Raw genomic sequence first — 24632 nt, forward strand, 5'->3', positions numbered from 1 at the left:
TCCGTGTAGCAACTTCTTATTTTTTTCATTATAAAACACTAACCCTTTATTAAAATACATTCATAAATGTGCTGGTTGTTGTCGTTCAATTTCTACGGCAACAACTGGTATATTGAGTTGTGTTTATATTTTATTGAAATAAAACATGTAGCCACAATTAGGACCTAATAAGATTAGGTTCTTCTTAAGCTTGTGTTTATTTTATTTTGCAACGTAAGAACAACTTGGGCAGGTAACTTGTACTGGTGCGTCTTGAAACATTCTTATCACATTAAAAGCTTTCATATCTTTCACCCATTATAGGGATATCGTGATTCAGTGTACGCTACTTTGTATTTAATTGCTCAATTTTTGTTCTTTTATTTGTGGTGACAATTTTTATTACACCACATGATAAAGCACAGCAAGTACGTTTGAGTATTTAAGGTGCCAGAAACTGCCTGTTGGTTAGCCAACTACCACACACTCACCTTCAATAAAATCCTCTCCGTCATCTTCGCATTTCACAAGACGACACTTTCCACATAAGCCATATCGACTAACGACACAACGAACACCAGGAGAGCTACTTGAGCCTTGGTGTTTGTTTTGTCGTCTCTCATAGCTGGATATTTTTTCTAACAAGCCATCTTTAACCATGCTATCTAATGTTCTGCGAGTAGATTCGAGAATACTTTTCTTGTTAAAAGAATCCTATCCTTTAAGCATTAAGCTACACCAGAAACCTCAAAAGGAGGGGCGCCTATTTCGCCAGCTACTCATGCAAAATTATCAGGCTTAAATAATTCCATTATCTTTTTTTCTTTCTGGATTAGCTTCATGAGGTTCATAACAGCTCCAGTTAGTTTTTGGATAGGTGGAATTAAAAATGAGGAGGTGGTATAAAAGTATCACCTTTCTTTTTTTTGCATTCATGTCTTATCTAAAAATAACCTCTAAAAATCCAAAAGGGGTATTTATGGGGGTATGAAAATTTATTTGTATGTTTATTTTTATATAAATCAGTGTGTTAACCTATTTATTTTGTTCTCTCCTCCTCCGCCATTTCAATGTCTCCTAGTGTCTCCTTAACTTCCTTTGATCCACTAAAAAATTTCCTAGTTAATAGTTTTATTCATAATTATTCAAATTTCTGTTTGTATAAAGAGTATTGAGCATTATTGTAACCTCTAAATATTTCGAATAGATTATGGTTGAATATATTTACGACTGGGGACACTCAATATGATGATTTATTGTTATGATGACAAAATAAGTGAAATTAAAATAGAACAACTCACCAAATTGTTATATAGATGTGTCCTTGGTGGGGCAAGTGTTGGGTATACTGACGCAGAAACTCAAGTAGATGATATGAGAAATTATTGGCTTAGTGTTAATCACTCATTATCAACAAATACGTTTAAATTAATTGCTGCAGTGATTGACGGACAAATAGTCGGTGTTGTTGGTCTTGAATTATGCACTAAACCAAATGGCAAACATCGTGGGGAGATTTGCAAACTATTAGTATCCCCTGATCATAGGCATAAAGGAATAGCACAGCAATTGATGCAAAAGGCTGAACAAATAGCATGGGAGAGAGGGATAACACTTTTAACTTTAGATACCATTACAAAAGGTATGACGGTGAGTCTATATCGCTTTCTTGGTTGGCAAGTTAGTGGTGAAATTCCTGAGTTTGCTCAAGCAGTTGATGGTAAGTTTGAGGCTACAACCATTATGTTTAAACTTAAGCCTGAGAGTAATAGTTAAATAAAAATAAGTTAATGTCATTTTGCTATATATGATATTTTTCTAAATACACCAAAATAAGCCCCAGTCCTAGAGCTTATTTTTAAATTAACGATTAAAAAATTTAATTATTAATAATCGTTAATGTACTAAATGATGAATAAGATATTGTATTCATCATTTAGTAGCTTATTAACTCTATTTCCTTTATAGAATGAGATAGTGACTGCTTTAATTGTTGATTAATTTTTAATTTACCAACCACAAACATTGGCTTCTTCATCCATATCATAACCACGGACGATATTGATTAAATCTTTAACCATTAGACTCGCCATATCAGGATCAAGTAAATCTTTTATCTCGCATTCTTTATCCACTGAAACACCATTATTTTTATTGGTGAGCGTTAAAGTCAGCGCTTGGGCTGAGAGATCTATTTTGCCCTTTAATTCGTTAGTTAATAACAAAATTTCTTTAGCGGCAACATCAGGAATATAAAGTATCTTAGGATTAAGGAAGATTTTCTCTACTTTATCATTACTGTTATCACAAATAAGTGTCAATAAATAACCTTTATTATCATTTTTCATAGTCATTTTTAACCTTCAGCAAGTATTTTGGGGTCAACATAAAAGTCGATATTAAACACGGTGTCTTCAGTTTGTGCTTCAATTCTGTGCCAAGTTTCTGGTGGAAATACACCAAACTCACCCTCCTTAATCACTAAGGTTTCGGTAGGCTTTGGGCTATATTGATCGGCATAGGCATAATAAATAATAGTGCCTTGCATCACGGATAATCTAGGGTATACCCCTTGCTGGGTGCCTTTGTCTAAATGTCTCTCCCAGATTGATTTAGGGGCTGTCTCCCTTGTCCAAAAAGGCGTTGTTCGTATATGAATATAGTTTGTGGGAATAATGATACGTTTCATTGCTTCTCCCTTATTATTGCCAGTTATTTTGTTGCTTTTTATCTTAGTGAAAATAAAAAACAGAGATAAATCACCTGATAAATTATTTCTTCTTTGACCAAAATTTACCGCCAATAAAGAAGTATTTCAAATGCAATTTAATGATATTTAGATGATTAGTTATTCGATTTAGCTCTAACTATTTGTTTTTATTTATTTAAAATATTTAATAAATAAAAAATTTTTAATTTTAGCTCTCTAATGAGCTTAAATAGGGATTTATGAAACTTATTTTGGTTAACAAAAAAGCGTTCTCTGTCCTATAATCTATAGATGTAGGGTATTTAATGTTTAACATAATCGAGATATCACTATGGAATTAAAGGATTATTACGCCATTATGGGGGTAAAACCCACTGATGACATGAAAACAATTAAAACTGCTTATCGCCGTTTAGCGAAAAAATATCACCCAGATGTAAGTAAAGAGCCAGATGCTGAGGAGCGTTTTAAAGAAATAGCGCAAGCTTGGGAAATTCTTGGTGATGAACAGCGTAGAGCTGAATATGACGAACTTTGGGCTCACCGCAATGATCCGAAATTTAAACAATTTACACAGCACAACAATTCACATTCAAACCAACAAAGTTTTAGTCAGGAAGATTTTGACGATCTTTATGCTTCTTTCTTTGGTCAAGGTTCACCTTTTGAAGGGCGCCATTCACGTCAAGCACCTAGACAACGTGGACAAGATCTAGAAATTGAATTACCGGTTTTTCTTGAAGAAGCACAAGAAGAGCATAAGCGTACCATTAGCTATCATTTACCGGTTTATAATGTCTTTGGCATGATAGAGAAAGAAATTCCTAAGACCTTGAATGTCAAAATTCCTGCCGGTGTTGTTGATGGACAACGTATTCGTTTAAAAGGCCAAGGTACTGCTGGGGAGAATGGCGGAGAAAATGGTGATTTATGGCTAACTATTCGTATTGCACCTCACCCATTATTTGATGTAAAAGGGCATGATCTTGAAATTGTGGTTCCTATTGCACCTTGGGAAGCCGCATTAGGTACTAAAATTGCTATTCCTACACTTAAAGATAAAATTTTACTTACTATTCCTCCCGCTAGTCAGGCAGGTCAACGCCTGAGAATTAAAGGAAAAGGCTTAGTAAGTAAGCAAAAGAGTGGTGATCTCTATGCCATTTTGAAAGTCGTCATGCCACCTAAAGTGGATGAAAAAACACATTCATTATGGCAACAACTCGCCGAAGCCCAAGCCGATTATAATCCACGTAAAAACTGGGAGAATAAATAATGGCACAATTAACAACAATATTTACTATGACTGAGCTTTGTCATCATACTGGTGTTTCCAAAGAGGAACTTCAAGAAATTGTTGAATTAGGGGTTATTGAGCCTGTAGAAATTACCACACAGGAGTGGTTTTTCAATGATGATGCAGTTGTTGTTGTACATCGGGCGTTAAAACTTCATCGAGAGTTAGCATTGGATTGGCATGGTATTGCAATCGCCTTGACATTGTTGGATGAAAATGAACGATTAAAGCAAGATAATAAACAACTTCGACAACAGCTTATGCGCTTTATTAATAATGAATAAAGTGTCAGATAATATATCGCTAATTGCTTGAGAGAAACTAACTATAAAGATATGGAAATAATTTTTTAAAGCAATTAGCGTATATATTATATAATAAGAGTGATTCACCATTAGGTTATTATTCACTCGTTTCTAAGGTCAATCATGAAAGCCACCTCAGAAGAAGTCCAAGTTTTTATTGCAGTAGTTGAAAGTGGTAGTTTTACACGTGCTGCAGAAAAATTAGCATTAGCCAATTCTGCTGTTAGTCGTACAGTAAAAAAACTTGAGTCAAAGCTAGGCGTTAATTTATTAAATCGGACTACGCGACAATTGAGTTTAACGGAAGAGGGGGAGCATTACTTTCATCGTATGCAAGTTATCTTGCAAGATATGAAATTAGCTGAAGATGAATTAATTAATACACAAAAAACACCACAGGGTCTATTACGTATTGATGCCGCAACGCCGGTTGTTTTGCATCTACTGGTGCCTTTTATTAAACAATTTCAGCAAAAATATCCTCAAATAACCCTCTCTTTAGTTTCATCTGAAACATTTATCAATCTTATTGAACGTAAAGTAGATATCGCGATTAGAGTCGGTAATTTAACGGATTCCAGTTTACGGGCAAAACCACTATTGAATAGTTATCGAAAAATCGTTGCGACCCCGGACTATCTCGCCCGTTATGGACAGCCTAAAATCGCAGAAGATCTGCTTGACCATACTTGTCTAACTTTTACTGAACCAGTATCACTAAACACATGGCCTATTGAGCGAGAGAATGGACAATTATTAGAAGCTCCTATGGGAATATCGTCGAATAGTGGAGAAACGATAAGACAATTGTGTCTCGAAGGTAATGGTATTGCTTGCCTTTCCGATTTTATGGTGGTTAATGATATCGAAAATGGTCGATTTATCGAATTATTCCCCGATAAGCTGCGACCTATAGCTATGCCTTTTAATGCCGTTTATTATAGTGAAAAAGTGGTTAGCCAACGCATCCGTGTATTTATTGATTCTCTGAGTGAGTATATTGCTAAAAAAGTAGGTTAAAACATATAGGTGATAAAAATAATATCACCTATATTACGATTTAAATTGGTTAATCTTAATCCCAATGAGGCGCTAAACCTTCTGGGCTAACTAAACGATCATGACAATCTAACTTTGCAATCGCTTGTTTATCTTCACTATCCAATTTGATATTTACGCTGAGTAAATTACTGGCTAAATTTTCACGTTTTGTTGAAGATGGAATAACAGAATAACCTTCATTCATAGCCCAAGCTAAAATGATTTGTGCTGGTGTTGCATTGTGTTTTTTAGCAATGGTTTGTATTGTTTCATCTTTTAATGCTTTGCCGTAAGCTAGAGTCATATAAGATGTAATATGAATGCCATGCTGTTTAGCCCAATTTACCACTTTATGATTTTGTAAATAAGGTGATAATTCGATTTGGTTTGTTGCGATATTTTCAACACCAACGGCAGCAATAGCTTGTTCCATTAATGGAATGGTAAAATTTGAAATACCAATTTCTCGCGTTAATCCCATCTGTTTCGCAGCTAATAACTCTTGCATAAATTCTTTAACAGAAACTGCATCATTTGGTGATGGCCAGTGTACTAGAGTTAAGTCAACATAATCTGTTTGTAAATCACTTAAGCTTTGTTTCAAACTAGGAATTAATTTATCTTTACTTAAATTTTCTACCCAGATTTTTGTTGTGATGTAAAGCGCGTCGCGAGATATACCACTTTCTGCAATAGCTTGTCCTATAGCAGATTCATTTTCATAAATTTGTGCTGTATCAATAGCACGATAACCTAGTTCTAGTGCAGTTTTTACAGAATTTATAACCGCATCGTCTTTTAAACGAAAAGTACCAAGACCTAAAACGGGAACACTCATACATCTCTCCTGAAAGGTAATAACAGTAGGGGAATTAAGTTGATATTTGTGACACCTTATTGGGTGCCTCATCGTCATGGTGGACAGTATAGTCTTTTTTATTGTTCTAAAAACAAGCTATAAAGCAAAAGACTTTTGTGATAAAAGCAATAATCAAAAATATCAGTTTATAGGGGATAAAAAGTTCTTGGTATAAACATAATTAAAAATAAAATAATAAATTTATAATTATATTTTAGGTAAATAAATACGTTTTTTTATTAACGATATATCATATGATTATATTTTAATACACAATTCAATCAACATAGTTTGCGATATTTTTTAATATTTGACCACATCATATAATATTATTTGATTTTATATGCACTATAAAAAATGGTTGTTAGACTGATGCGATTTTTATTTTTTAAATAGTTAATCATTGAGATGTTAATCACGGTAATTGATTGTTTCTCATTGCTAATATTCTGCAGACCAAAAAATATCAAGTTTTTTACTCTAAAATAGAGATAATTAATTGAGATATAAATTATAAATAACAAGCAAATGAGGCATTATATGTTTTTATTTAAAAAAGCTGTTATCGCTTTGTCAATTAATATCGCATTAGTTTCTTCGGCTCTGGCCTGCACAACGTTATTAGCAGGGAGTGAAGCAACTAATGACGGCTCTTTGATTGTAGCTCGTAGCGCAGATAGTGATGCTTTAAAAGCACAACATTTTGTTATTCATCCAGCTAAAAGTAATCAGACTGGCATTTATAGCACTCAAGCCCATCATGGCGCTAATAACTTTACTTATCCACTACCTAAACACTCATTACGTTATACCACTGTACCTAATTGGAAAACTCAATTGCATGGTGCAACGGGTTTTAATGAGCTAGGCGTTGGGGTGAGTGGCACAGAATCCATTTTTGCCTCACCTAAAGCATTGGCGTTCGATCCTTATGTTGAAGATACAGGGATCACTGAAGATGATATTCCAGATATTTTACTCTCAAGGGCAAAAACTGCCCGTGAAGCAATTGAATTACTGGGGAACATCATCGAAACACAAGGTGCGGGAGAAGGATTTGGGGTTGCCGTCGTTGATAAAAATGAGGTGTGGTACCTAGAAACTGGTACAGGTCATCAATGGATGGCGCAAAAACTACCAAAAGATAAATATTTTGCGACGGGTAATCAAGGGCGTTTACAGGCTTACCATACAGATAGTAATGATAATTTAGGTTCTAAAAACTTAGTTGAGTTTGCAATAGAAAAAGGACTTTATGATCCTGCCACTGATGGCGAATTTAATTTTTCTAAAGCCTATACGCGTGATGATGAACGTGATCTCACTTATAATTACCCGAGGGTTTGGGTTATCCAGCAACAATTTAACCCTTCTCTGAAACAGAATGTGGCAGATGGTCGTCAATTTGCACCTATGCTGACACCGGAGAAAAAAGTATCAGTAGAAGACGCCAAAGCGATGTTACGCAACCATTTTGACGGTACAGAACATGATCCTTATACCAATGGATTGAATGGCAATGAACCATGGAGACCAATAAGTGTGTTTCGTACTTATGAATCTCATGTGATGCAAGTAAGACCTGAATTACCGCAAGAGATTGGTGAAGTGACTTATGTTGGTTTGGGAATGGCTGATCTAACCGCTTTTGTTCCTTATTACAGTGGATTAAAAGCATATCCGCAACACTATGCTATTGGAACAGATAAAGCAGATAATGACTCTATCTATTGGAAATATCGTAAGTTACAAACATTAGTAATGACAGATTATCCTCAATTTGCTCCTATTGTTAAAAAAGCATACCAAGAATGGGAAGCTAAAACAGCATTAGAACAAAAAGAAATGGAGGCTAACTATTTGTCAATGAGTAAAAAAAATAAAAGCAGCAGCGGATAACATGCTGAATGAATTTAATTTACGTGTAATGGCTGATGCAGAGCAATTAACTGAAAACCTAACTAATCAACTCTTTACTCTTAAAACTAAAAATATACAAGATGAGATCTTTTTTGCTAATCAATCTAAAAAAGATTAATTACTTTAACGTGTTGTAAATATTAAAAAGATCTCAAGATGCGTAATCAGATTGAGATCTTTTTATTTCTATTAGCGACTAAAGAACAGGGATATAGTAACTAATTTCTTGTAGATGTTGCTCACTATGACCGATTAACTTATCATAGCTAACCGATTGTTTTAAGGTATAGCGCTCAATATCAGGACCAGCTCGACGTAGCAAATTCATCTTTGGCAATACTTTGGTATATACAGTATAAATAATATCATCATACCCGGTGAGGGAATCTAAAATATTATCCATCTCGAAAGTAATAACTAAATATTTCCCATTGGGTAATTCTACGTTAGACATAGTGGAAATATTAGCAGAGCTTGTTAATTGTTCTTTACTTACTGCTGTTGTATAAATATAAGTCGTATCATCTAGCGAGCCTGCAGAAGCACGATGTGTGGCATACATTTCTGTAGGGATGGTATGTATTTCTTTTAAAAACTTCTTCCAGAATTCTTTTCTAAATTTTTTCTTATCATAATTCCATGCTGAAATATTTTTATTGTATTGATGAGCCATACCTATCAACTCTTTAGAAGGTAAGGTCATTACTTCATATTTTGCTTTAAGTTCAACAGTTTCTAATGCTGGAAAGATAAGCTCACTAATATCCCAACCTTGCTTTTTCCTGTATTCAGAAGGGGTGATATTAAATTGTTTTTTAAACGCACGACAAAACGTTTGTTGCGAATCAAAATGGTATTTTAAAGAAATATCTAAAAGGCTACTACGAGTGATCCTCAATGCATAAGCGCCACAAGATAAACGGCGTGCTAGGACATATTTGCCTAAAGATATTCCTGTATATGCTTTAAATAAGCGCTGGAAGTGCCACTTGGTATAGCCTGATTTTTCAGCAATAATATCTAATGATAAACGTGAATCTAAGTTTTGCTCGATCCAAACAATGATATCTTTAACTACATTTTCTTGAAGCATTGATCTTCCCACTATTTCACTTTATCGATATTATTAGATTAATCTATTGAAAATTAATCAAATTATTATTTGACAATAATATCATATTAGGCAGATTCTGTTACTCTAATTAAGGTAAAAGTTAATAACAATAATGTAAAGTTATGTATTTGAGTTGGTTTATTCTTAAAAATTAAGCTAGTAAAACTAATCTAGACTATTATACAGTGGGAAATAATTGCTTAGAAAATCGCTTATTTCTTTATATTACCCCTATAATTAAATACGGAGATATCTTATTTTTTATTTTAAAAAAGCTATCTAACCTAATTGGACTAACCATAGTTACTTTAATTATTTTAGGAGATGTAAATGCGTAAATTACTTTCTATCTCTGCAATTGCTTTATTAACTTCAATTATTGCAACACCTGCATTAGCTGCTAAAACAGAAACTTACGACTGTGAAGGGCAAAAAATCAGAGTTTCTTTCCCTAATGATGATTTGGCCGTAATGGATTATAATGATGAATTAATCGTGTTAAAATCTGCAGTCGCTGCAAGTGGTGCGCGTTATGTTGGAGAAAGTTTCCAACTGTGGGGTAAAGGTAGTGAAGAGTTCAATTTAGCGACGATGTCAGAAGATGAAATAGTTAATGATCGTATTGCTGAAGATACAGGGCGTACTTGTAAAATAGTAAAATAATTTAATGATTATTTATTGAGATAAAGGCGAGCTAGACTCGCCTTTATTTTTAAGTCATTATATATTTTTTATCGGCAGTTTGTTAGGATATCTAAATATCGATTATTTTATCTCAGATAAAATATAACTGTATAAATCAATGCATACTGAGAGTTAAAATGAAATCTTATCCTTAGCTAGTTTCAATATTAATTTTAATATCAGTTTTAATAAGAAACTGAAAAATAATTATTATATCTATCATTTTTTAATGACGGGTATTCTATCTATAAATTAATTTTGGATACAGTCTAATGAAAGTTACAAGTGCCGAAAAACATGCATTGTTATTACCAGATAATCGAACGTTAACTTGGTATGAATCTGGCCCATCAGATGGTCAACCGGTATTATTCTGCACAGGTGCAGGGATGAGTGGGCTATTAAGTATGGATGCTGATCTGTTAACTAAGTTAAATATTCGACTTATTACACCGACTCGTCCTGGTTTAGGTGAATCAACTTTTGATCCTAAAAAGACATTAAAATCGTTTTCTAGCGATGTATTATTCTTATTAGCATATCTTAATATTAAGAATATCAGTGTGATAGGATCCTCTCAAGGTGCTGTTTTTGCAATGGCCATTTGTTACTATGGTAAAGTGGATAAGCTGGCAATTGTTGCTGGTCAAGATCAACTAGATTATCCTGAAATAAAAAAACTGTTGTCCAGTGATGTGGTTAATATGCAACAACAGGCATTATTCGATCCTGATGGATTAAAGACCTGGATCATTGAAAATATCACCGCTGACTGGTTAATGGATTTTATTTTGAATTATAGTGCTGATGTTGATTTGGCTCTTTATCAAGAAAATAAATTTTTTCCTGTTTATCAAGCTTGTATGAAAGAAGCATTTAAATATGGAAATAAGGGCTATGCTCAAGATTTATTAATCACGATGCAACCTTGGGGATTTACTCCAGAAATGATTAGCACACCTACAACATTATGGTATGGACTAAAGGATACGAGTACTGTTCACTCGCCTGATTTTGGCAAGTTATTGTCTCAACGTTTTCCCCATGCACAACGTTATGTCTATGATAATGAAGGTGGCTCTTTGTTGTGGACTAAAACATCACAGATTTTAACTAATCTTATTAGTTAATCTGAGCAAATAAGCAATAAAAACAGTAGATGGTATAAATATATCAGTAGATATTGATTGTTTTGTAAAATTATCAGTATCTACTTTGAGTAGGCTTATTCCCAATAAATAGCTATCTATTTGTAAAGGTTAACAATTTCATGGTAAATAAATCAAATAAAAAATAAATTTACACTTCTATAAAAAATAAAAGTGAAAATAGTTTGCTATAAAATAAATTCTATGACTTAATAGCGTCATTGGTTTGGAAGTACAGACCTATTTATGTTAGTCCAGTTTTTAGTAGTTCACCGTTTAGCGCTATCCTTGATACCTCTTCGTTGCGAATTCCTTCAAATAGTACCCATAAGTAAAAATCCGAAATCAAACCGCAATTAGCCTTATGGCATAACTAAATTTATTAAAGGAAATTCTATGTCTAATACAATGACTGGTACAGTTAAATGGTTTAACGACGATAAAGGCTTTGGCTTTATCACACCTAAAGATGGTAGCAAAGATGTATTTGTTCACTTTTCAGCAATTCAAAGCGATAGCTTTAAATCACTGAAAGAAGGCCAAGAAGTATCATTTTCTATTGAAAATGGTGCAAAAGGTCCAGCAGCTGCTAATGTTATCGGTCTGTAATAATTATGGATTATTGCGTCTAAGACTTAAAGACACTTATATAAGTGTATCTTACTAGACGAAATAACTTAAAAACCTCACTGATGTGAGGTTTTTTTATATCTATTATTTGCTAATAAAAATAAATTTTATTCTAACTGATATTATTAAAGTTTGGTAAATATTCACCATACATAAAAAAAGAAAATAAAAATAATTTTACTTACTTTGCTATTACATATTTTTCCAAAAAGATTAGAATAAAAGCAATCAGAAAATAAAGCTATGACTGGTAGTTTTTTTTTAAGAAAAGAATAGGAAAAAGCCGTTTAAAATAAACTTATATAAGATAAATGGTAAATTTTATTAAGTGGTATTCACTAAGTAACTTATCTTAAATAAACTATCTTAAATAACTGTTGTCTAAATTAACTTAAGCTTAAAAGAAGTCTTTTAAGTGACGAAAGGACAAATCTTGTGTACGCTAAAAATTCTTTTTCACTACATCTGTTACACCCTAAATATTTTCTTACTTGGCTAGGCGTATTTATTCTTTTTTTATTAGTACAATTACCTTACACGTGGCTTTTATTCTTAGGAAAACATTTAGGATTACTATCGCGTTTTTTTATTAAAAGAAGAGTTTCGATAATAAAGAAAAATTTAGAGTTATGTTTTCCGAATAAAAGTAAAAAAGATATCGATAAGCTAGTTATGGAAAATTTATCAGCATTAGGTATCGCTTTATTCGAAACTGGCATGGCATGGTTTTGGAGCGATAACAGACTGAAAAATATCTATCAAGTCGATGGAATAACAAATTTTACTGAGGCTAATCGAAAGCATACCGGTATTTTGTTGATTGGTATTCACTCCATGTCGTTGGAGCTTGGAGGGCGTATTATGGGGTTGTGCTTCCCTGTAAACGCAATGTATCGGCCTCATAATAATAAAGCGATGGAGTTTATTCAAACTAGGGCAAGATGCCGTTCTAATAAAGGTATGATTGATAGACGTAATTTAAAGTTTATGGTCACTGAATTAAAAAAAGGGAAGGCCATTTGGTTTGCACCAGATCAAGATTTTGGCTTAAAAGGAACCACCTTTTCACCATTTTTTTCGGTGAAGGAAACGTCTACTTCAAAAGGCGCTGTTATATTAGCAAAGTTATCAGGAGCTCCTTCTTTAACGGTAACATTGGTACGTAATCATGGCCATGATAATAAAAAATATAGCTTAATTATAGGTAAAGAGCTTCATAATTATCCAACAGAAAATATTCAAAATGATACAGATAGAATGAATCATCTGATTGAAATTGAGATTATGCGAGCGCCAGAGCAATACTTATGGGCTCATAGACGCTTTAAGACCAGACCCAAAGGTGAAGCCAGTTTTTATTAATAAAAAAAGACCAACACATTAAGTGTTGGTCACAGTAAATACTGGAAGCAATGTGAGCAATGTCGTTGCAAATAGTTTAGTAAAACACTCAACTATTCACGAGTTAAAAGATAATCATTCTCAACTAGATTGTCAACCTTAAATTTTATAAGGGGATAAGTAGTGTGAGGGTAATGTAAAGGCCTACTCTAGATACCTTGGTGCCTTGTATAATTTTTTGTTTTTAATAAGATACATAAAAATTGGTACAGACTAAGGGATATTATGCAGAGTTATCACTCTCTATCGGCTCAAGTTTATCAATTGGATAAACCGATAGGATGCAGTTTCGGCGATGTTGAATACTATCAACAGCGATTAAAAGATGTTAAAGGTAAAATTTTAGAGCCGGCAGTAGGAACAGGACGCATCCTTATTCCTTTATTGCAATCAGGTTTTAATATTGAGGGATTTGATCTTTCCGAAGAGATGCTTGAATTTTGTAAGAAAAATCTAATCGAGCATGGGTTTACAACCAACTACGTAACTCAAAATAATTTAGTCACTTTTGAAGTTAATACCCCTGTCGAGGCTATTATTATTCCTACAGGGACATTCCTCTTATTAAATACGCAACAGCAGGCGATCCAAGCCTTAAAACAGTGTTATCAAGCGCTTGAGTTTGGTGGGCGCTTATTGGTTGATATTAGTCTTGCCCATCATTTTGTTAAAGGTGAATGTACTAGTCGCCAATTTAATACACCAGAAGGCGATCTAATTACCTTACAGATAATTAATGCTGAAATTGATTATATAAATCAGTTAACTACTTCACACCATCGTTATGATAAATGGCGAGATGGCAAGATCATTGAAAGTGAATGGGAAGTTTTCAGCTTAAAATGGTTTGGTGTGTCTGAATTTGAACAAATACTACGCTTGATTGGTTTTAAACAGATCACAATATCAGCCGATTACCAGTATCTGCAAACCCCCAGTAATACGACAGAAATTATGACTTTTGAAGCGTATAAAAAATAGCATTAAATAATAAGAGGCTGTATTTAAAGCTAATTTTTATAGCCTCATTTATTTCGCCTTTCTAAAGTTAATCAGAATATTGGCAGTTGTATTTTTATGTGTGGAATTATAACGTTGTAAGGCGTCCTTTTAAGGAATAACTCACATGAAAATACCCACTTTATTAAAGCATGGCTTAATAGCTACTTTGACCTTTATGGTTTCTTTGAATTCCTTCGCCGATCCCGGAAATGGTAAAGGTAATGGAAACGGTAATCCCCATAGTCATCAAAATCAAAGAGGTAACAACGGTTTTAATAAAGGACACCAGAACGTAAACCAACAAGATGGATTTTCTTCGCAACTGCGTATTGATAGTCGAGGAGGGCTCTCTGTCTCAATCACTTATGATGATGCAAGAGCATTAGCAATAAAGAACAATCTAACTGGATATAAAGGTCTTCCTCCGGGAATAGCAAAGAATTTAACAAGAGGTAAGCCATTACCTCCAGGTATTGCGAAAAAAGCCGTACCCAGCATTATGCTAAGTCAGTTACCGCATTACGATGGATATGAATGGCAGATAGTGGGTAATGATTTGGTGTTAATCGCAATAACCACATCAATTATTGCCTCTGTTATTAATAATGTTTTTGATTAAGGTAAAACATAGCCTCATTTTAATGTCATGTTATATCTGCTTCAAAACTATAAAACCTTCCTACTAACAGGGAAGGTTTTGTGTTTATTGAAAGGCAAAAATAAAAAAAAGACCAACGCTAGGAGAGTTGGTCAATAAATACTAGAAGCAATGTGAGCAATGTCGTTGTGAAAGACCGAGTAACGCACTCAACTATTCACGAGTTAAAAGATAATCATTATCATTTGAGTTGTCAACCCCACTGAAATTGTGACTACTATTTTTTGATATAAAAAACCAAGTGCTTAGCTATTTTATAAAAACAAGTGTTGGGTTTTTATTAATAATAACAAGTAGATCTGCTTCTTTATTACAATTAATCGCCTTTTCTATGGCACGCATTTTTTTTATCTTTTTTGCTAAATTCTTAACATGCTGAGAGCGTAATGACATTGTTGGTTTAACCATGATATTTCTCCTTAGTAGTAGAAGAGATAACAATAGTAGGGATATTGACTAAATGCAAATGATAATTAATATCATTTGATGGCTATTAATACCCTCACTTATTAAATGTGATCTGTATGGAGCGTTTTTATTGCAATTTTTCTTGCTTTTTCCCGTCAACAGACTAAAAAATAAGGATAAAGTACTTGAGATAAATTTTTTATCAGAACTACCTTCTGTAAACATTCTATTTAGTGCTATAAATCTCAATAATTAATATTAAAAATTACTCCGTAAATATAGAAGTATTATATATTGTATAATTTATATTTTAACCATACTTTATTTGAAATTTTTTATATAAGTAGTATGGTAGTTAGCAGCTATTAAAAAATAGCAAAGAAATAAAAAATTTATTTTTAACAAATCTAAGAGGAACCTATTTACTCTAAAATAATTGAGGAAAATAATAATGGATAGTAGTGATAAGTTTTTTTCTAACGATATATGTCCTAAAACTGCTTTATATGGACAATTTTATGGGAATGATCAATACGCAGGCCGTGAACACGAAAGAAAAATATACTACGGCAGAAAATTTCCTAAAACTAAAAAAGGTTATTATTTTAAAAAGCTAATGAATTTTTAATAATAAAAATCACTATATTAAATAATATATATTTTCTAAGTGCTTATAAGATGGGTAGTCTTATATAAGGTTATCCATCTTAGATGATTTTATATATTTATCTGTGGATATTAAATTTATATAAATATAATAATTTAAAAGGTATAGCCCGTTTAGACTATACCTTTAGTGTTATTTTATCGAGCAATTAATACAAATACCCCCCAGCCTAAGTATTCTCGTGTAAAACTAACATGACGTTTAGGGGCTATAGTCAATTCTGTTCGAATTTCTTGAGCAAAATTATCGGCACTATTTTTGTCAAGCCAACGGCGCATAGTCATCCATTTAGCAGCTTCATATCTATCCCAACCCTCTTGATCTGCCAGTACCATTTCGACTAGATCGTATCCTTGATTGTCGAAAGAGACAACAAGCTCAGATAAAGTTAAAAAATCTGATATGGATGAAGCACCACAAGCTTGTGCTATCTCTTGTGTTGTTGGAATTTGTCGCCAATATGGTTCTCCGATAAGAATAAGCCCACCTGTTTTAATACTTTTTGCTAGTAGCTCGATAGTTTCAATTACACCACCAGCAATCCAAGTTGCTCCTATGCATGCTGCTATATCACATTTTTTATCACTAATATAATCTGAGGCATCATGATGGATAAAATGTACTCGATGGCTGACGCCTAACTCTTCTGCTCTAGATTTTGCTTGTAGAGTAAACAGCGGGCTTATATCGATGCCAATACCTGTAATATTGTAATCGTGAGCCCAAGTACATAGCATTTCACCAGAGCCACTTCCGAGATCAAGAATTTGCCAGTTTTCTTTCATTCGTAATACTCGACCTAAGGTGGCATATTTCTCTGGTGTGAAAGGGTTATGAATACGATGCTCACTTTCGCTAATAGTGAAAATACGAGGAATATCCATTTTAATTTCCTTTAATTGTTATAAAAGAGAGTGTGGACATTATTAAACCTAGTAATATTATTGATATAATATTACTATCTAACTGATTTAATTTGCTTTTTAATTTTTTTAGAAAGGTAAGCTTATACGTTAGGACATCTAGATTTTGGCAATAATCTTTAATAAGAGTGATACAACTAGCTATAGCGCCAATAAACGTAAATTGGGTAGAAATAAGTAAAGAATAGTATTTTTGATGTGATGGATCCATACTAGAAAACCTGTTTAATCATCATATGCAATATAAGCAAACATATTGTGGTGCTTGCATGAGAATACAGCGCATTGAAACCAGCTATTCGCCCTAAAAGGTCGAAATAGTGGTTATTAGATGATTACATTTTCCAGCATCAAAGCCTCAGATAGGAATTAAAGGTTGTTTACACTAGGACATTTTCATCGATTTTTTAGATTTGTAAATGCGTAAGTCTGTAAAGTGTGAGCCGGATGATAGTTTTATTTTGGTTGAGCCATCTATTTACAATATATCAAAGTAAAAGATAGTGAACAGGGGAACCCCGGACCTTGGCCGACGCTTATCTTGCAGACCAAACTATTTCATGTGGTGTTTTATCAGGTGTATCGTAAAACCTTGTCCTCAGTGAAGAGAGTAGTGCAGAAGCTATGTTTAATAAGAATACAAAATAACTGGTTATAAAAACAGTACTTGCTTGTGTTGTGTCCGTGATTATCTTATTATTTCTAAATCGTGGGTGACTTATTACTTACCATACTAAATTTTATCAATACCTAGGGTATACAGGTATTAAACTTATTATTTTGATAATGTGTATCTATATAGGAGGATGAGTGAAAGGCAAAAGAGTTGTTATTGTTCATGGCTATACTGCATCTCCCAAGGATAATTGGTTTCCATGGTTGAAAGAAGAGCTTGGATCATTAGGATATGATGTCAGTATACCTATGATGCCTGAGCCTAATCATCCTAACCCTAATGAGTGGCAACAAAAACTTGCCGATGAAAACATAATACTTGATAAAGATACTATTCTTATTGGGCATAGTCTGGGATGTATAACTTTATTACGTTTTCTTTCTGAACAGGCTTGTGAAGATATAACAATAGGCGGGTATATTTTAGTCGCTGGTTTTAATAGTGAACAAAAAACTTTACCTGAGTTGAACTCTCATATTTATAATAACCTGAATTATAGTAAGTTAATTAAAATATCGGATAAAAGGGTATCATTAATATCATCCAATGATTGGATTGTGAGTCCTGATTCATCCAAAAAATTAGCTAGTCAATTACAAACTCAAATTGTTATTGAAGAAGATGCGGGACATTTTCTTGATAAAGAAGGCTATATTAAATTGCCAGTCATGCTTGATATTTTTAAATATATGCTGAATCAATATAAGCTATAAATACAATATCAGAATATTCGTCAATTGGTTTTTATCAGTCATTTAAATAAAAGAAAGAAAAGTCGCCTTTACCTTTATAAAAGGCGACTGTTTACTCAGCGTGTGGTGTTATTTAATGGCTTTTCTGTGAAACTAAAAGCCCAATCCCTGCACTAGCTAATAAACTTGAGCACATACGATTGAACACTTTTTTAGCATGTGGTTTTTTTTGCAACTTTTTCATGTGTAAGCCTAACCAAGCGTAGAGCATTATTGCAATAAACTCGAGTAACAAGAATAAAGAACCAAGTATTAGAAACTGGGAACTAGCCGGTAATTGTGGGCTAACGAATTGCGGAAGAAAGGCCGTAAAGATAAGTATTGCCTTTGGATTTCCTGCTGCAATAAAAAACTCTTGCCTTGCTAATAAGGTTATTACTCGTAATTAAGATGAAGCACTTGGAATGGTTGCACAGCATTTAGGTATGTTGAAAAAATAGAATTAACTGGTGCCGATGGTGAACCAATTCAAGCAACTGGGATTGGCCTAGGGCACCTAAGTTTTGAATAACTAATGAAGTTGAGGAGTAAAGATAGAAATTTAATGGGCAGCATTATTAAAAGCTCCGTTCCTGATGAAGTTATATCAGTAACACCTGCTTTTTTAGCTTCTTCACGTAAATTTGTAGAGGCCCAATTACCGCAGAAAATGAAAATTGGAGTTTGAATTTTAAGATCTCTTATTTTTTTGTAAGAGTTATGCCAGCTCGATCGTCTTCGGGTCTCCCCATATCTGATATTATAACATCAAAGTTATTGCTTTTTATTTTTTCAATGGCATCACTTGTTGAAAGTGAAGTATCTACATCTATATGATTTATTTTTAGTGTTTCAATCAAATAGCTATTATTTGAAGGGTTATCATCAACCCATAAGACCTTTTTTTTCATTGGAATATTAGGCAGTAAAATTTTTTCTGAATTAGGATGTAATGTGTGTATTTTCTTTCCCATTTCAACAAGTTTAGATTGTAGATCTAGAATAATGTGACCTTGTTGTATTGAATTTTCTTTCAAATTTAGTTCAAATCCTGAAATTTTTATATTTAACTTGCCATCAAAGAAAGTATCTATTAGCTTTAATAGATGCTTTCTAAAATAAAAAATTAAAAAACATACAATCAATGGCCATAATAAAGAAGATATTACCACATTCCCGTTTTCTGGCCATGACGCAAGCATTACGCGATTTATATCAGAAGAAAAAAGGTAGTTTCTTTACAACTAAAAGATGATAGAGATTACCTCGCCTATACAGGCGAGGCTTATAACTATTATTAAATATTCTTTTGGAGTTCTTTACGGGTTGCTGTGGCAATAAATCCGCTACGACTCCCATATTCAGGATTTGTTTTTACGATAGTATCGATGCGACTCAATAATCGATGTGGCAATGTGATATTAATACGCTCTGCTCGTCCGTCGTATTTATCCATATCAACATCAACTAAAAGCCATATTCCATTATTGTAATCACCACTAGAATTAATTAAATGCTCTTGTTGAGATTTTGGAGAGGGGATATCTAAACCCTTCTCGCTTAACAATTCAAAATGGGCATCAATAGCGCTCCTCGCATCTGCGTGAGCTTCTTCAATACTGTCCCCCGCAAAGATGCAACCATCAATATCAGGGAACCAGCCACTTGCGCTACCATCTTCATCAATTTCAATAAAGGCTGGATATAACATAATTTCATCTCCATAAAGAGCGCGCCCTATATGAGCGCATTCTTAATTAATTTTTCAGTTTGGCACTTTTAATAATTTGATTTAATGTTCCTTTTTTTAAATCTTTTCTTGGATGCGGTACTGTTACAACAAAAGAAAAATCAGGGTGAGTAAATTGATGATGACTTCCTTTTATTCTATCAAGTATCCATCCGTTTTTTTCTAACAACTTAATCAGTTCCGAACTTTTCAAACTCCCTCCATTCCGTCAACTGATATACACACTATACACACTAAGACGTAGGCAATCAAATATTTTGTGTGTATGGTGTGTATTTTATTATCTATAATAAAAGATTTGCCATGTAGCCGTTTAAAAGAAAAAATTGCAGAGCAGATTTCACCGCCACAGAGGTCAGCATTCACAACTGACTTATATCCTGCGCTGGCGCGAGAACAAGGCTTTGATGGGATTGATTTACCCCAGCCCACAATTGCAGGTGTTGCGATGGATAGCATTGATAGCTATGTGCCCTCATTTAAAGGGGAACAAGTTTACGGTGTGCCAGAGTCACAGGCCTCATGGTATGCCTCACAAATGTTTATCGGCAACAATATGTGTGCGGTTATCGCTAAACACTGGCTGGTGGATAAAGCCTGTAATATGCCCGCGCGTGATGCGATACGTCAGGGTTACGATATTGATTGTGATAACGACGATGATCGTGCTATCAGTAAAAAGCATCGCAAACGAGATAAAAATACCGCATTACACATCAGCTTAAAGAGCAGGTTCACTTTGGGCATGTATACGGTGATCGTTTAGCATTATTCGTTGTGGAGACATCAAATCCGAAAGAGTGGTATGAAAACCCGTTTAATATCGATGGTGTGACCAAAGGCATGTACAAGGGGATTAAACAGATTGATCCACAATGGGTAACACCTGATTTAACGGACGCCAATGTTCAAGATCCTGCCAGCATGGATTTCTACGAACCAACCTATTATGTGATTGGTGGGCGCAAGTATCACAAATCTCACTTTATTAAGTTTGTACCGTTTCCTGTGCCGAATGTCTTGAAACCAATGTACAACTACTTTGGTGTTTCTGTTCCTGAGCGCATTTATGAGTGACACACTATGCAACGGCTGGAAGTAGCTACACAAAAGAGGAAAGTGACGGGCGTTATCAAGGTTAGGGAAATTATCAACTAGCGGGCAATTATGCGCTAGTAGGTGCTTCGTATACTAAGGCTGAGTCTGACGGTAAATATCAGCCTAAAGGGAATTATGTCCCAGTAGGCAGTAGTTATACTAAAAATGAATCTGATAATCGATATAAAAAACTAGGTAATTTAAAACAGTTTAAAAAAACTGCGTCAACAGTTAATGCAGATAAAACAATAGTTAAATTCGAATCAAATATGATTGGTAAACAGCTTTTTGCTACTGCTAGCGATAATAGAGCATATCCTGTCACTGTGTTACCACCTCCTTATCAATCTCTCATTTTATGGTATGGTGGCAATCAGTTCTGGGGGACAACAGTCACTACTCTAGTGACGGTAAAACATTAACAATACACCATCCGGGTTATACTGGGCCTACCGATATGTATGTCTTGGAATAAAATAGAATGACTTAAAATTTTTATCATACGGACACCGATAGAGTGTCCGTTATTGAGAATTATAAATTAAGTAATTTACTTTTTTGTTCTTGGAACTCTTCTTCTGTCAGTACGCCACTTTCTTTTAGTTTTCCTAATTTTTCTAATTTTGATAGCAAGTCATCACCACTGTTATTTGAAGATTGCGATGAAGAGTTATTTTTTTTAGATAGGATAATATCAACTAGTGGTTGTACTGAGTTTTTTTGTAGTGTACCAATTTCATAAATAGTACCAGGAGTATTTATTTTTATTTTACCTCCTGTCAATCCGGAAGATGAGTCAATAGAAGTAATTGCATCATAGTTTACTGAAGATAAATCAACTTTTTTATGGAAAAGCCCACTCTTTTTATGCAGAAAAATAATTCGTTTATTTGTAGGTATAATCAACCAAATATTAGATTTTACGATTCCGCTATTAACACATAAAACTGTTTCATCATTATTTAATAATTCAGGTAATCTAGTAAATATATCAAAAACACCCATTGTTGATTTATAACTTGTTAATGCTGTAAGTCGATTAAACTCTTCTTTTAATTGTTTTTTATCGCATTGTTTTTAAGTCCATTATAATCTCTCTTTTTATCTAAACACTAAAGAAAATTTAATGGAAATAGATACTAACAAACTCCTAAGTAACAAGCGAGAAAGATGGTTTTAAATTACTCAAACTACATAAGTTTTTTTATGTTTTTTGATGTTAGTACCATATTTTTATGATTGAAATACCTCTCCAACTTCTCAAACAAATCCCTTGCTACAGCTTCCGTCATATACGTTCTCATCGGTTCCCGCTTAACATTCTTCATTTCAAACGTATTCTTATCAAACCTTGGATCAGAAAAGACAATGTCCATAAACAGGTAACCATAAGGGTTATCTGCAGATAAACGAGCCTCTTCTAACTGAGCAATATATTCCGCATTATTGATTTCAAGCTTAATCATGGCATCACCTATTGCACTGTGTTTTTATACAGTATCTTATATAAGGTAACGAATAGAATAGCAAGGAGAAAAGGGCAATTTTATGAGCTAAAGAAAGGGGGATTTTGAGAGATGATTTGTCGTCGTTTTACCAGAGTTTTACCAGAGTTTTACCAGTGACAAATTCCAGACATAAAAAAACCAACCGTAAGTGGTTGGTTTTCTTAAATAAAAATGGTCGGCATGATAGGATTTGAACCTACGACCCCTGACACCCCATGACAGTGCGCTACCAGGCTGCGCTACATGCCGATTGTGCTTAGTATATTACTGTTTTTTACTGCTAAAGCAACCCCTTAGATACTTAACTGCTGTATTTTTATTCATTATAGTGACGTCAGTTGTTATTAACTTTTTACTTATAGTCTTTTTTTAATACTAACGCTCAATAAATCGTTTTTGCTCAGCCAGTACTTGCAATAATAGGCGTAAATCAGGTTTGGCGGATTGGATCTCTTTGCCTGATTTATCAAACAAAGCATATCTGCCATGTTTATCTATCATTAACGTATTATCTTGTAAAAAGACCACTAGAGTTTCATTATCACCAGTAAAAATCCAAGGGTGATTACGCGTATTAGCAAATAGATCTTCGCCTTGAGAATAGTTATCTGCAGGGCTAATAACACCTAATACATGTTGCATTAGCGTTGTCATTATATCTTGGTGACTGGTTAGTTTATCTAGTTTTTGTGGTGTAACATTAGGCCAATGTATTACCAGCGGAACCTGCGATTGACTTAAGTTAAAAGTGTCTTTGCTAATAAGCCATTGGCTATCTTGTTTATCATTGTTCTGATGATAATTTGACGTTACGACCACAACGGTATTATCAAGTATGTTGCTTTCTTTTAAAGTAGTAAAAATGGTCTCTAATTGACTATTTAACTGTGCTTGAGAAGCTGATGTATGCTTATCACCGTTGATTTGTAAGAAAGAGAACCAAGGTGTGCTTTGTTTATTTTTTAACAACCATGAACGCCAACTATTAATCGTTGTGTCGTTATCCTCACTACGTGAAGTAGGTAGTGAGTAATCAGCCAGCACCGCTTGTGTAAATAATGGCGATTTAAATCCGTTAGTTGAAAATAGTGCTAATTGATAGTGACGATAATTTAAAGCATCAAAGAGCGCTGAGTTTTTGCGGCTACTTAACACACTATCTAAATAAGACGGTGAAATGCCATAAAATAATCCAAACAGCGCCGTTTCGTTATTTATGCCTGCTGAATAGTGTTGAGAGAAAGAGAGGTTATTATCAGCAAATTGTTGCAAGCTCGGTAGTTTGGCAACGTCTTCATTACCTAATCCATCAACCACAATCATAAGTAAGTTATATGAGCTTTCATCTTTAGAATAATCAAGAGGTGCAAGCGGGTAGGTGATACTCTGTGCCGCAGGATTACCCTCGCTCATTAAGCGCTGTTCATACTCAGATTGATTAATAAAACCATGCCGTTCAAGGAATTTACGTGCAGTCATTGGATAAGACAGCGGTAAGTTTGCACGTTGCATAGTAATAGGGCGATAAAAATTAGCATCTGCCCAAATAGACATAGAGTGGGATAAAATAAAGCAACTAATAAATACACAGGCTAATGGTTTTCCCCATCGCTGGCGGTTTAAGCTGCGAAGCTTTTGCCAACTCCATGTAGCAAATAGCATTTCGATAAGAAAGATAATGGGGATGCCAATAAAGATAAGTTGCCATTCTCGCGCCATTTCACCTTCATCTGGATTGATAACCAAATCCCAAACCAACTGGGTCAAATGAAGTTGAAATTGCTGGTAAACAGCTATATCAAAAATAAGTAATGTCAATCCTGCGCTAGCTAAGGCGCAGGATATCACCCTAAGTAATCGTTGCGAAACTACCACAAAGGTCAACGGAAAAAGAATAAGGATATAAATAGCAAACACAATAAAACTAAAATGGCCCATCCAACTGACAATAGCGTAAAGACGACCTGCAAAGGTACTTGGCCAATCAGCAATAAACAGGTAACGGCTCCCAAGCAAAAGGCTTAGAATAATATTAAACAGCGCAAACCAGTGACCCCAACTGATCATTTGGGATACTTTTTCACGATAGGACTGATTTCTCGTTACCATGTCTATAAATATTT

Annotated in this window: 25 protein-coding genes, 1 tRNA gene and 3 pseudogenes; 14 read left to right on the forward strand and 15 right to left on the reverse strand. The window is 34.0% G+C overall.

Annotated elements, in window-relative coordinates; translation table 11 throughout:
- Positions 1–447 precede the first annotated feature (447 nt).
- Positions 448–639, reverse strand: coding sequence for a hypothetical protein (locus HMPREF0693_RS19625; RefSeq protein WP_004247006.1), 192 nt, complete (start codon positions 637–639; stop codon positions 448–450).
- 585 nt (positions 640–1224) lie between these two features.
- On the opposite strand from HMPREF0693_RS19625, the gene HMPREF0693_RS17605 reads away from it, so the two are divergent.
- Complete coding sequence (locus HMPREF0693_RS17605; RefSeq protein WP_004247007.1) at positions 1225–1755, forward strand: GNAT family N-acetyltransferase; 531 nt, start codon at positions 1225–1227, stop codon at positions 1753–1755.
- A gap of 233 nt (positions 1756–1988) precedes the next feature.
- Here HMPREF0693_RS17605 and HMPREF0693_RS17610 read toward each other — a convergent pair whose 3' ends face one another.
- Together HMPREF0693_RS17610 and HMPREF0693_RS17615 are read right to left on the reverse strand one after the other, a co-directional pair.
- Complete coding sequence (locus tag HMPREF0693_RS17610) at positions 1989–2333, reverse strand: DUF1869 domain-containing protein (protein ID WP_004247008.1); 345 nt, start codon at positions 2331–2333, stop codon at positions 1989–1991.
- A gap of 2 nt (positions 2334–2335) precedes the next feature.
- Complete coding sequence (locus tag HMPREF0693_RS17615) at positions 2336–2668, reverse strand: TehB family protein (protein WP_004247785.1); 333 nt, start codon at positions 2666–2668, stop codon at positions 2336–2338.
- Between the two features lie 352 nt (positions 2669–3020).
- Between HMPREF0693_RS17615 and cbpA the strand changes: the two genes are divergently transcribed.
- The 3 genes from cbpA (at position 3021) to yafC (ending at position 5311) form a co-directional block, all read left to right on the forward strand.
- Positions 3021–3965 carry a curved DNA-binding protein gene (gene cbpA, locus HMPREF0693_RS17620; protein WP_004247010.1) on the forward strand — a complete coding sequence of 315 codons (945 nt, stop codon included), beginning with the start codon at positions 3021–3023 and terminating at the stop codon, positions 3963–3965.
- Positions 3965–4270 carry a chaperone modulator CbpM gene (gene cbpM / locus HMPREF0693_RS17625; protein ID WP_004247011.1) on the forward strand — a complete coding sequence of 102 codons (306 nt, stop codon included), beginning with the start codon at positions 3965–3967 and terminating at the stop codon, positions 4268–4270. Before cbpA ends, cbpM begins: the two co-directional genes overlap by 1 nt.
- Positions 4271–4414: 144 nt before the next feature.
- Positions 4415–5311, forward strand: a complete 897-nt coding sequence (gene yafC, locus HMPREF0693_RS17630) for a DNA-binding transcriptional regulator YafC (protein WP_004247012.1) — start codon at positions 4415–4417, stop codon at positions 5309–5311.
- A 55-nt stretch (positions 5312–5366) separates the two neighbouring features.
- Here yafC and dkgB read toward each other — a convergent pair whose 3' ends face one another.
- Entirely contained in the window at positions 5367–6170 is an 804-nt protein-coding gene (gene dkgB, locus HMPREF0693_RS17635; RefSeq protein WP_012367745.1) for a 2,5-didehydrogluconate reductase DkgB, read from the reverse strand.
- A gap of 561 nt (positions 6171–6731) precedes the next feature.
- Between dkgB and HMPREF0693_RS17640 the strand changes: the two are divergent.
- Positions 6732–8229: pseudogene (locus HMPREF0693_RS17640) on the forward strand (C69 family dipeptidase).
- A 78-nt stretch (positions 8230–8307) separates the two neighbouring features.
- Here HMPREF0693_RS17640 and HMPREF0693_RS17645 read toward each other — a convergent pair.
- Positions 8308–9204, reverse strand: coding sequence for an AraC family transcriptional regulator (locus tag HMPREF0693_RS17645; RefSeq protein WP_004247018.1), 897 nt, complete (start codon positions 9202–9204; stop codon positions 8308–8310).
- Between the two features lie 351 nt (positions 9205–9555).
- Here HMPREF0693_RS17645 and HMPREF0693_RS17650 point away from each other — a divergent pair, with 351 nt between their 5' ends.
- The 6 genes from HMPREF0693_RS17650 (at position 9556) to HMPREF0693_RS17675 (ending at position 14709) form a co-directional block, all read left to right on the forward strand.
- Positions 9556–9888 (forward strand): MliC family protein, encoded by a 333-nt coding sequence (locus HMPREF0693_RS17650; RefSeq protein WP_004247019.1) that lies wholly within the window; start codon positions 9556–9558, stop codon positions 9886–9888.
- Positions 9889–10181: 293 nt separating this feature from the next.
- Entirely contained in the window at positions 10182–11039 is an 858-nt protein-coding gene (locus tag HMPREF0693_RS17655) for an alpha/beta fold hydrolase (RefSeq protein WP_004247020.1), read from the forward strand.
- A gap of 414 nt (positions 11040–11453) precedes the next feature.
- On the forward strand, positions 11454–11666 hold the full coding sequence (gene cspE, locus HMPREF0693_RS17660) for a transcription antiterminator/RNA stability regulator CspE (RefSeq protein ID WP_004247021.1): 213 nt from the start codon (positions 11454–11456) through the stop codon (positions 11664–11666).
- 456 nt (positions 11667–12122) lie between these two features.
- The gene (lpxL, locus tag HMPREF0693_RS17665) at positions 12123–13049 is read left to right on the forward strand and encodes an LpxL/LpxP family Kdo(2)-lipid IV(A) lauroyl/palmitoleoyl acyltransferase (protein ID WP_004247022.1); all 927 of its coding nucleotides are present in this window, start codon (positions 12123–12125) and stop codon (positions 13047–13049) included.
- Between the two features lie 264 nt (positions 13050–13313).
- Positions 13314–14069 (forward strand): class I SAM-dependent methyltransferase, encoded by a 756-nt coding sequence (locus HMPREF0693_RS17670; RefSeq protein ID WP_004247023.1) that lies wholly within the window; start codon positions 13314–13316, stop codon positions 14067–14069.
- Positions 14070–14214: 145 nt separating this feature from the next.
- Positions 14215–14709, forward strand: a complete 495-nt coding sequence (locus HMPREF0693_RS17675; protein WP_004247024.1) for an anti-virulence regulator CigR family protein — start codon at positions 14215–14217, stop codon at positions 14707–14709.
- 288 nt (positions 14710–14997) lie between these two features.
- Here HMPREF0693_RS17675 and HMPREF0693_RS19210 read toward each other — a convergent pair whose 3' ends face one another.
- Complete coding sequence (locus HMPREF0693_RS19210) at positions 14998–15156, reverse strand: hypothetical protein (protein ID WP_004247025.1); 159 nt, start codon at positions 15154–15156, stop codon at positions 14998–15000.
- A 451-nt stretch (positions 15157–15607) separates the two neighbouring features.
- On the opposite strand from HMPREF0693_RS19210, the gene HMPREF0693_RS19215 reads away from it, so the two are divergent.
- Entirely contained in the window at positions 15608–15784 is a 177-nt protein-coding gene (locus HMPREF0693_RS19215) for a hypothetical protein (protein ID WP_004247026.1), read from the forward strand.
- A 176-nt stretch (positions 15785–15960) separates the two neighbouring features.
- Here the strand turns inward: HMPREF0693_RS19215 and HMPREF0693_RS17680 are convergent.
- Positions 15961–16707, reverse strand: a pseudogene (locus tag HMPREF0693_RS17680) (class I SAM-dependent methyltransferase); the annotation flags it as partial.
- Between the two features lie 849 nt (positions 16708–17556).
- Between HMPREF0693_RS17680 and HMPREF0693_RS17690 the strand changes: the two are divergent.
- A complete protein-coding gene (locus HMPREF0693_RS17690) occupies positions 17557–18135 on the forward strand; it encodes an RBBP9/YdeN family alpha/beta hydrolase (protein WP_004247030.1) in 579 nt (192 codons plus the stop codon).
- Between the two features lie 112 nt (positions 18136–18247).
- Here HMPREF0693_RS17690 and HMPREF0693_RS17695 read toward each other — a convergent pair whose 3' ends face one another.
- From HMPREF0693_RS17695 to HMPREF0693_RS17710, 4 genes are all read right to left on the reverse strand, one after another.
- Entirely contained in the window at positions 18248–18550 is a 303-nt protein-coding gene (locus HMPREF0693_RS17695) for a LysE family translocator (protein WP_223293454.1), read from the reverse strand.
- Between the two features lie 304 nt (positions 18551–18854).
- Entirely contained in the window at positions 18855–19355 is a 501-nt protein-coding gene (locus HMPREF0693_RS17700; protein WP_004247032.1) for a response regulator, read from the reverse strand.
- A 95-nt stretch (positions 19356–19450) separates the two neighbouring features.
- Complete coding sequence (locus HMPREF0693_RS17705; RefSeq protein ID WP_004247034.1) at positions 19451–19864, reverse strand: type II toxin-antitoxin system HicB family antitoxin; 414 nt, start codon at positions 19862–19864, stop codon at positions 19451–19453.
- A 46-nt stretch (positions 19865–19910) separates the two neighbouring features.
- Positions 19911–20096: a type II toxin-antitoxin system HicA family toxin gene (locus HMPREF0693_RS17710; RefSeq protein WP_004247035.1), complete on the reverse strand. Its 186-nt coding sequence runs from the start codon at positions 20094–20096 to the stop codon at positions 19911–19913.
- Between the two features lie 72 nt (positions 20097–20168).
- Here HMPREF0693_RS17710 and HMPREF0693_RS19840 point away from each other — a divergent pair.
- A pseudogene (locus tag HMPREF0693_RS19840) lies at positions 20169–20977 on the forward strand (anti-CBASS protein Acb1 family protein); the annotation flags it as partial.
- 558 nt (positions 20978–21535) lie between these two features.
- Here HMPREF0693_RS19840 and HMPREF0693_RS17720 read toward each other — a convergent pair.
- The 4 genes from HMPREF0693_RS17720 to yejM all read right to left on the reverse strand — a co-directional run bounded on the left by HMPREF0693_RS17720 (position 21536) and on the right by yejM (position 24618).
- Positions 21536–22006, reverse strand: a complete 471-nt coding sequence (locus tag HMPREF0693_RS17720) for a PH domain-containing protein (protein WP_004247039.1) — start codon at positions 22004–22006, stop codon at positions 21536–21538.
- 185 nt (positions 22007–22191) lie between these two features.
- Positions 22192–22467, reverse strand: a complete 276-nt coding sequence (locus HMPREF0693_RS17725) for a hypothetical protein (RefSeq protein ID WP_004247040.1) — start codon at positions 22465–22467, stop codon at positions 22192–22194.
- Positions 22468–22681: 214 nt separating this feature from the next.
- Positions 22682–22758: transfer RNA gene (locus HMPREF0693_RS17730), tRNA-Pro, on the reverse strand.
- A gap of 126 nt (positions 22759–22884) precedes the next feature.
- A complete protein-coding gene (gene yejM / locus HMPREF0693_RS17735) occupies positions 22885–24618 on the reverse strand; it encodes an LPS biosynthesis-modulating metalloenzyme YejM (protein WP_004247041.1) in 1734 nt (577 codons plus the stop codon).
- Positions 24619–24632: the final 14 nt, after the last annotated feature.

Origin of the sequence: Proteus mirabilis ATCC 29906, assembly GCF_000160755.1 — a bacterium.
In the GTDB taxonomy this organism is placed as follows: Bacteria; Pseudomonadota; Gammaproteobacteria; order Enterobacterales; family Enterobacteriaceae; genus Proteus; species Proteus mirabilis.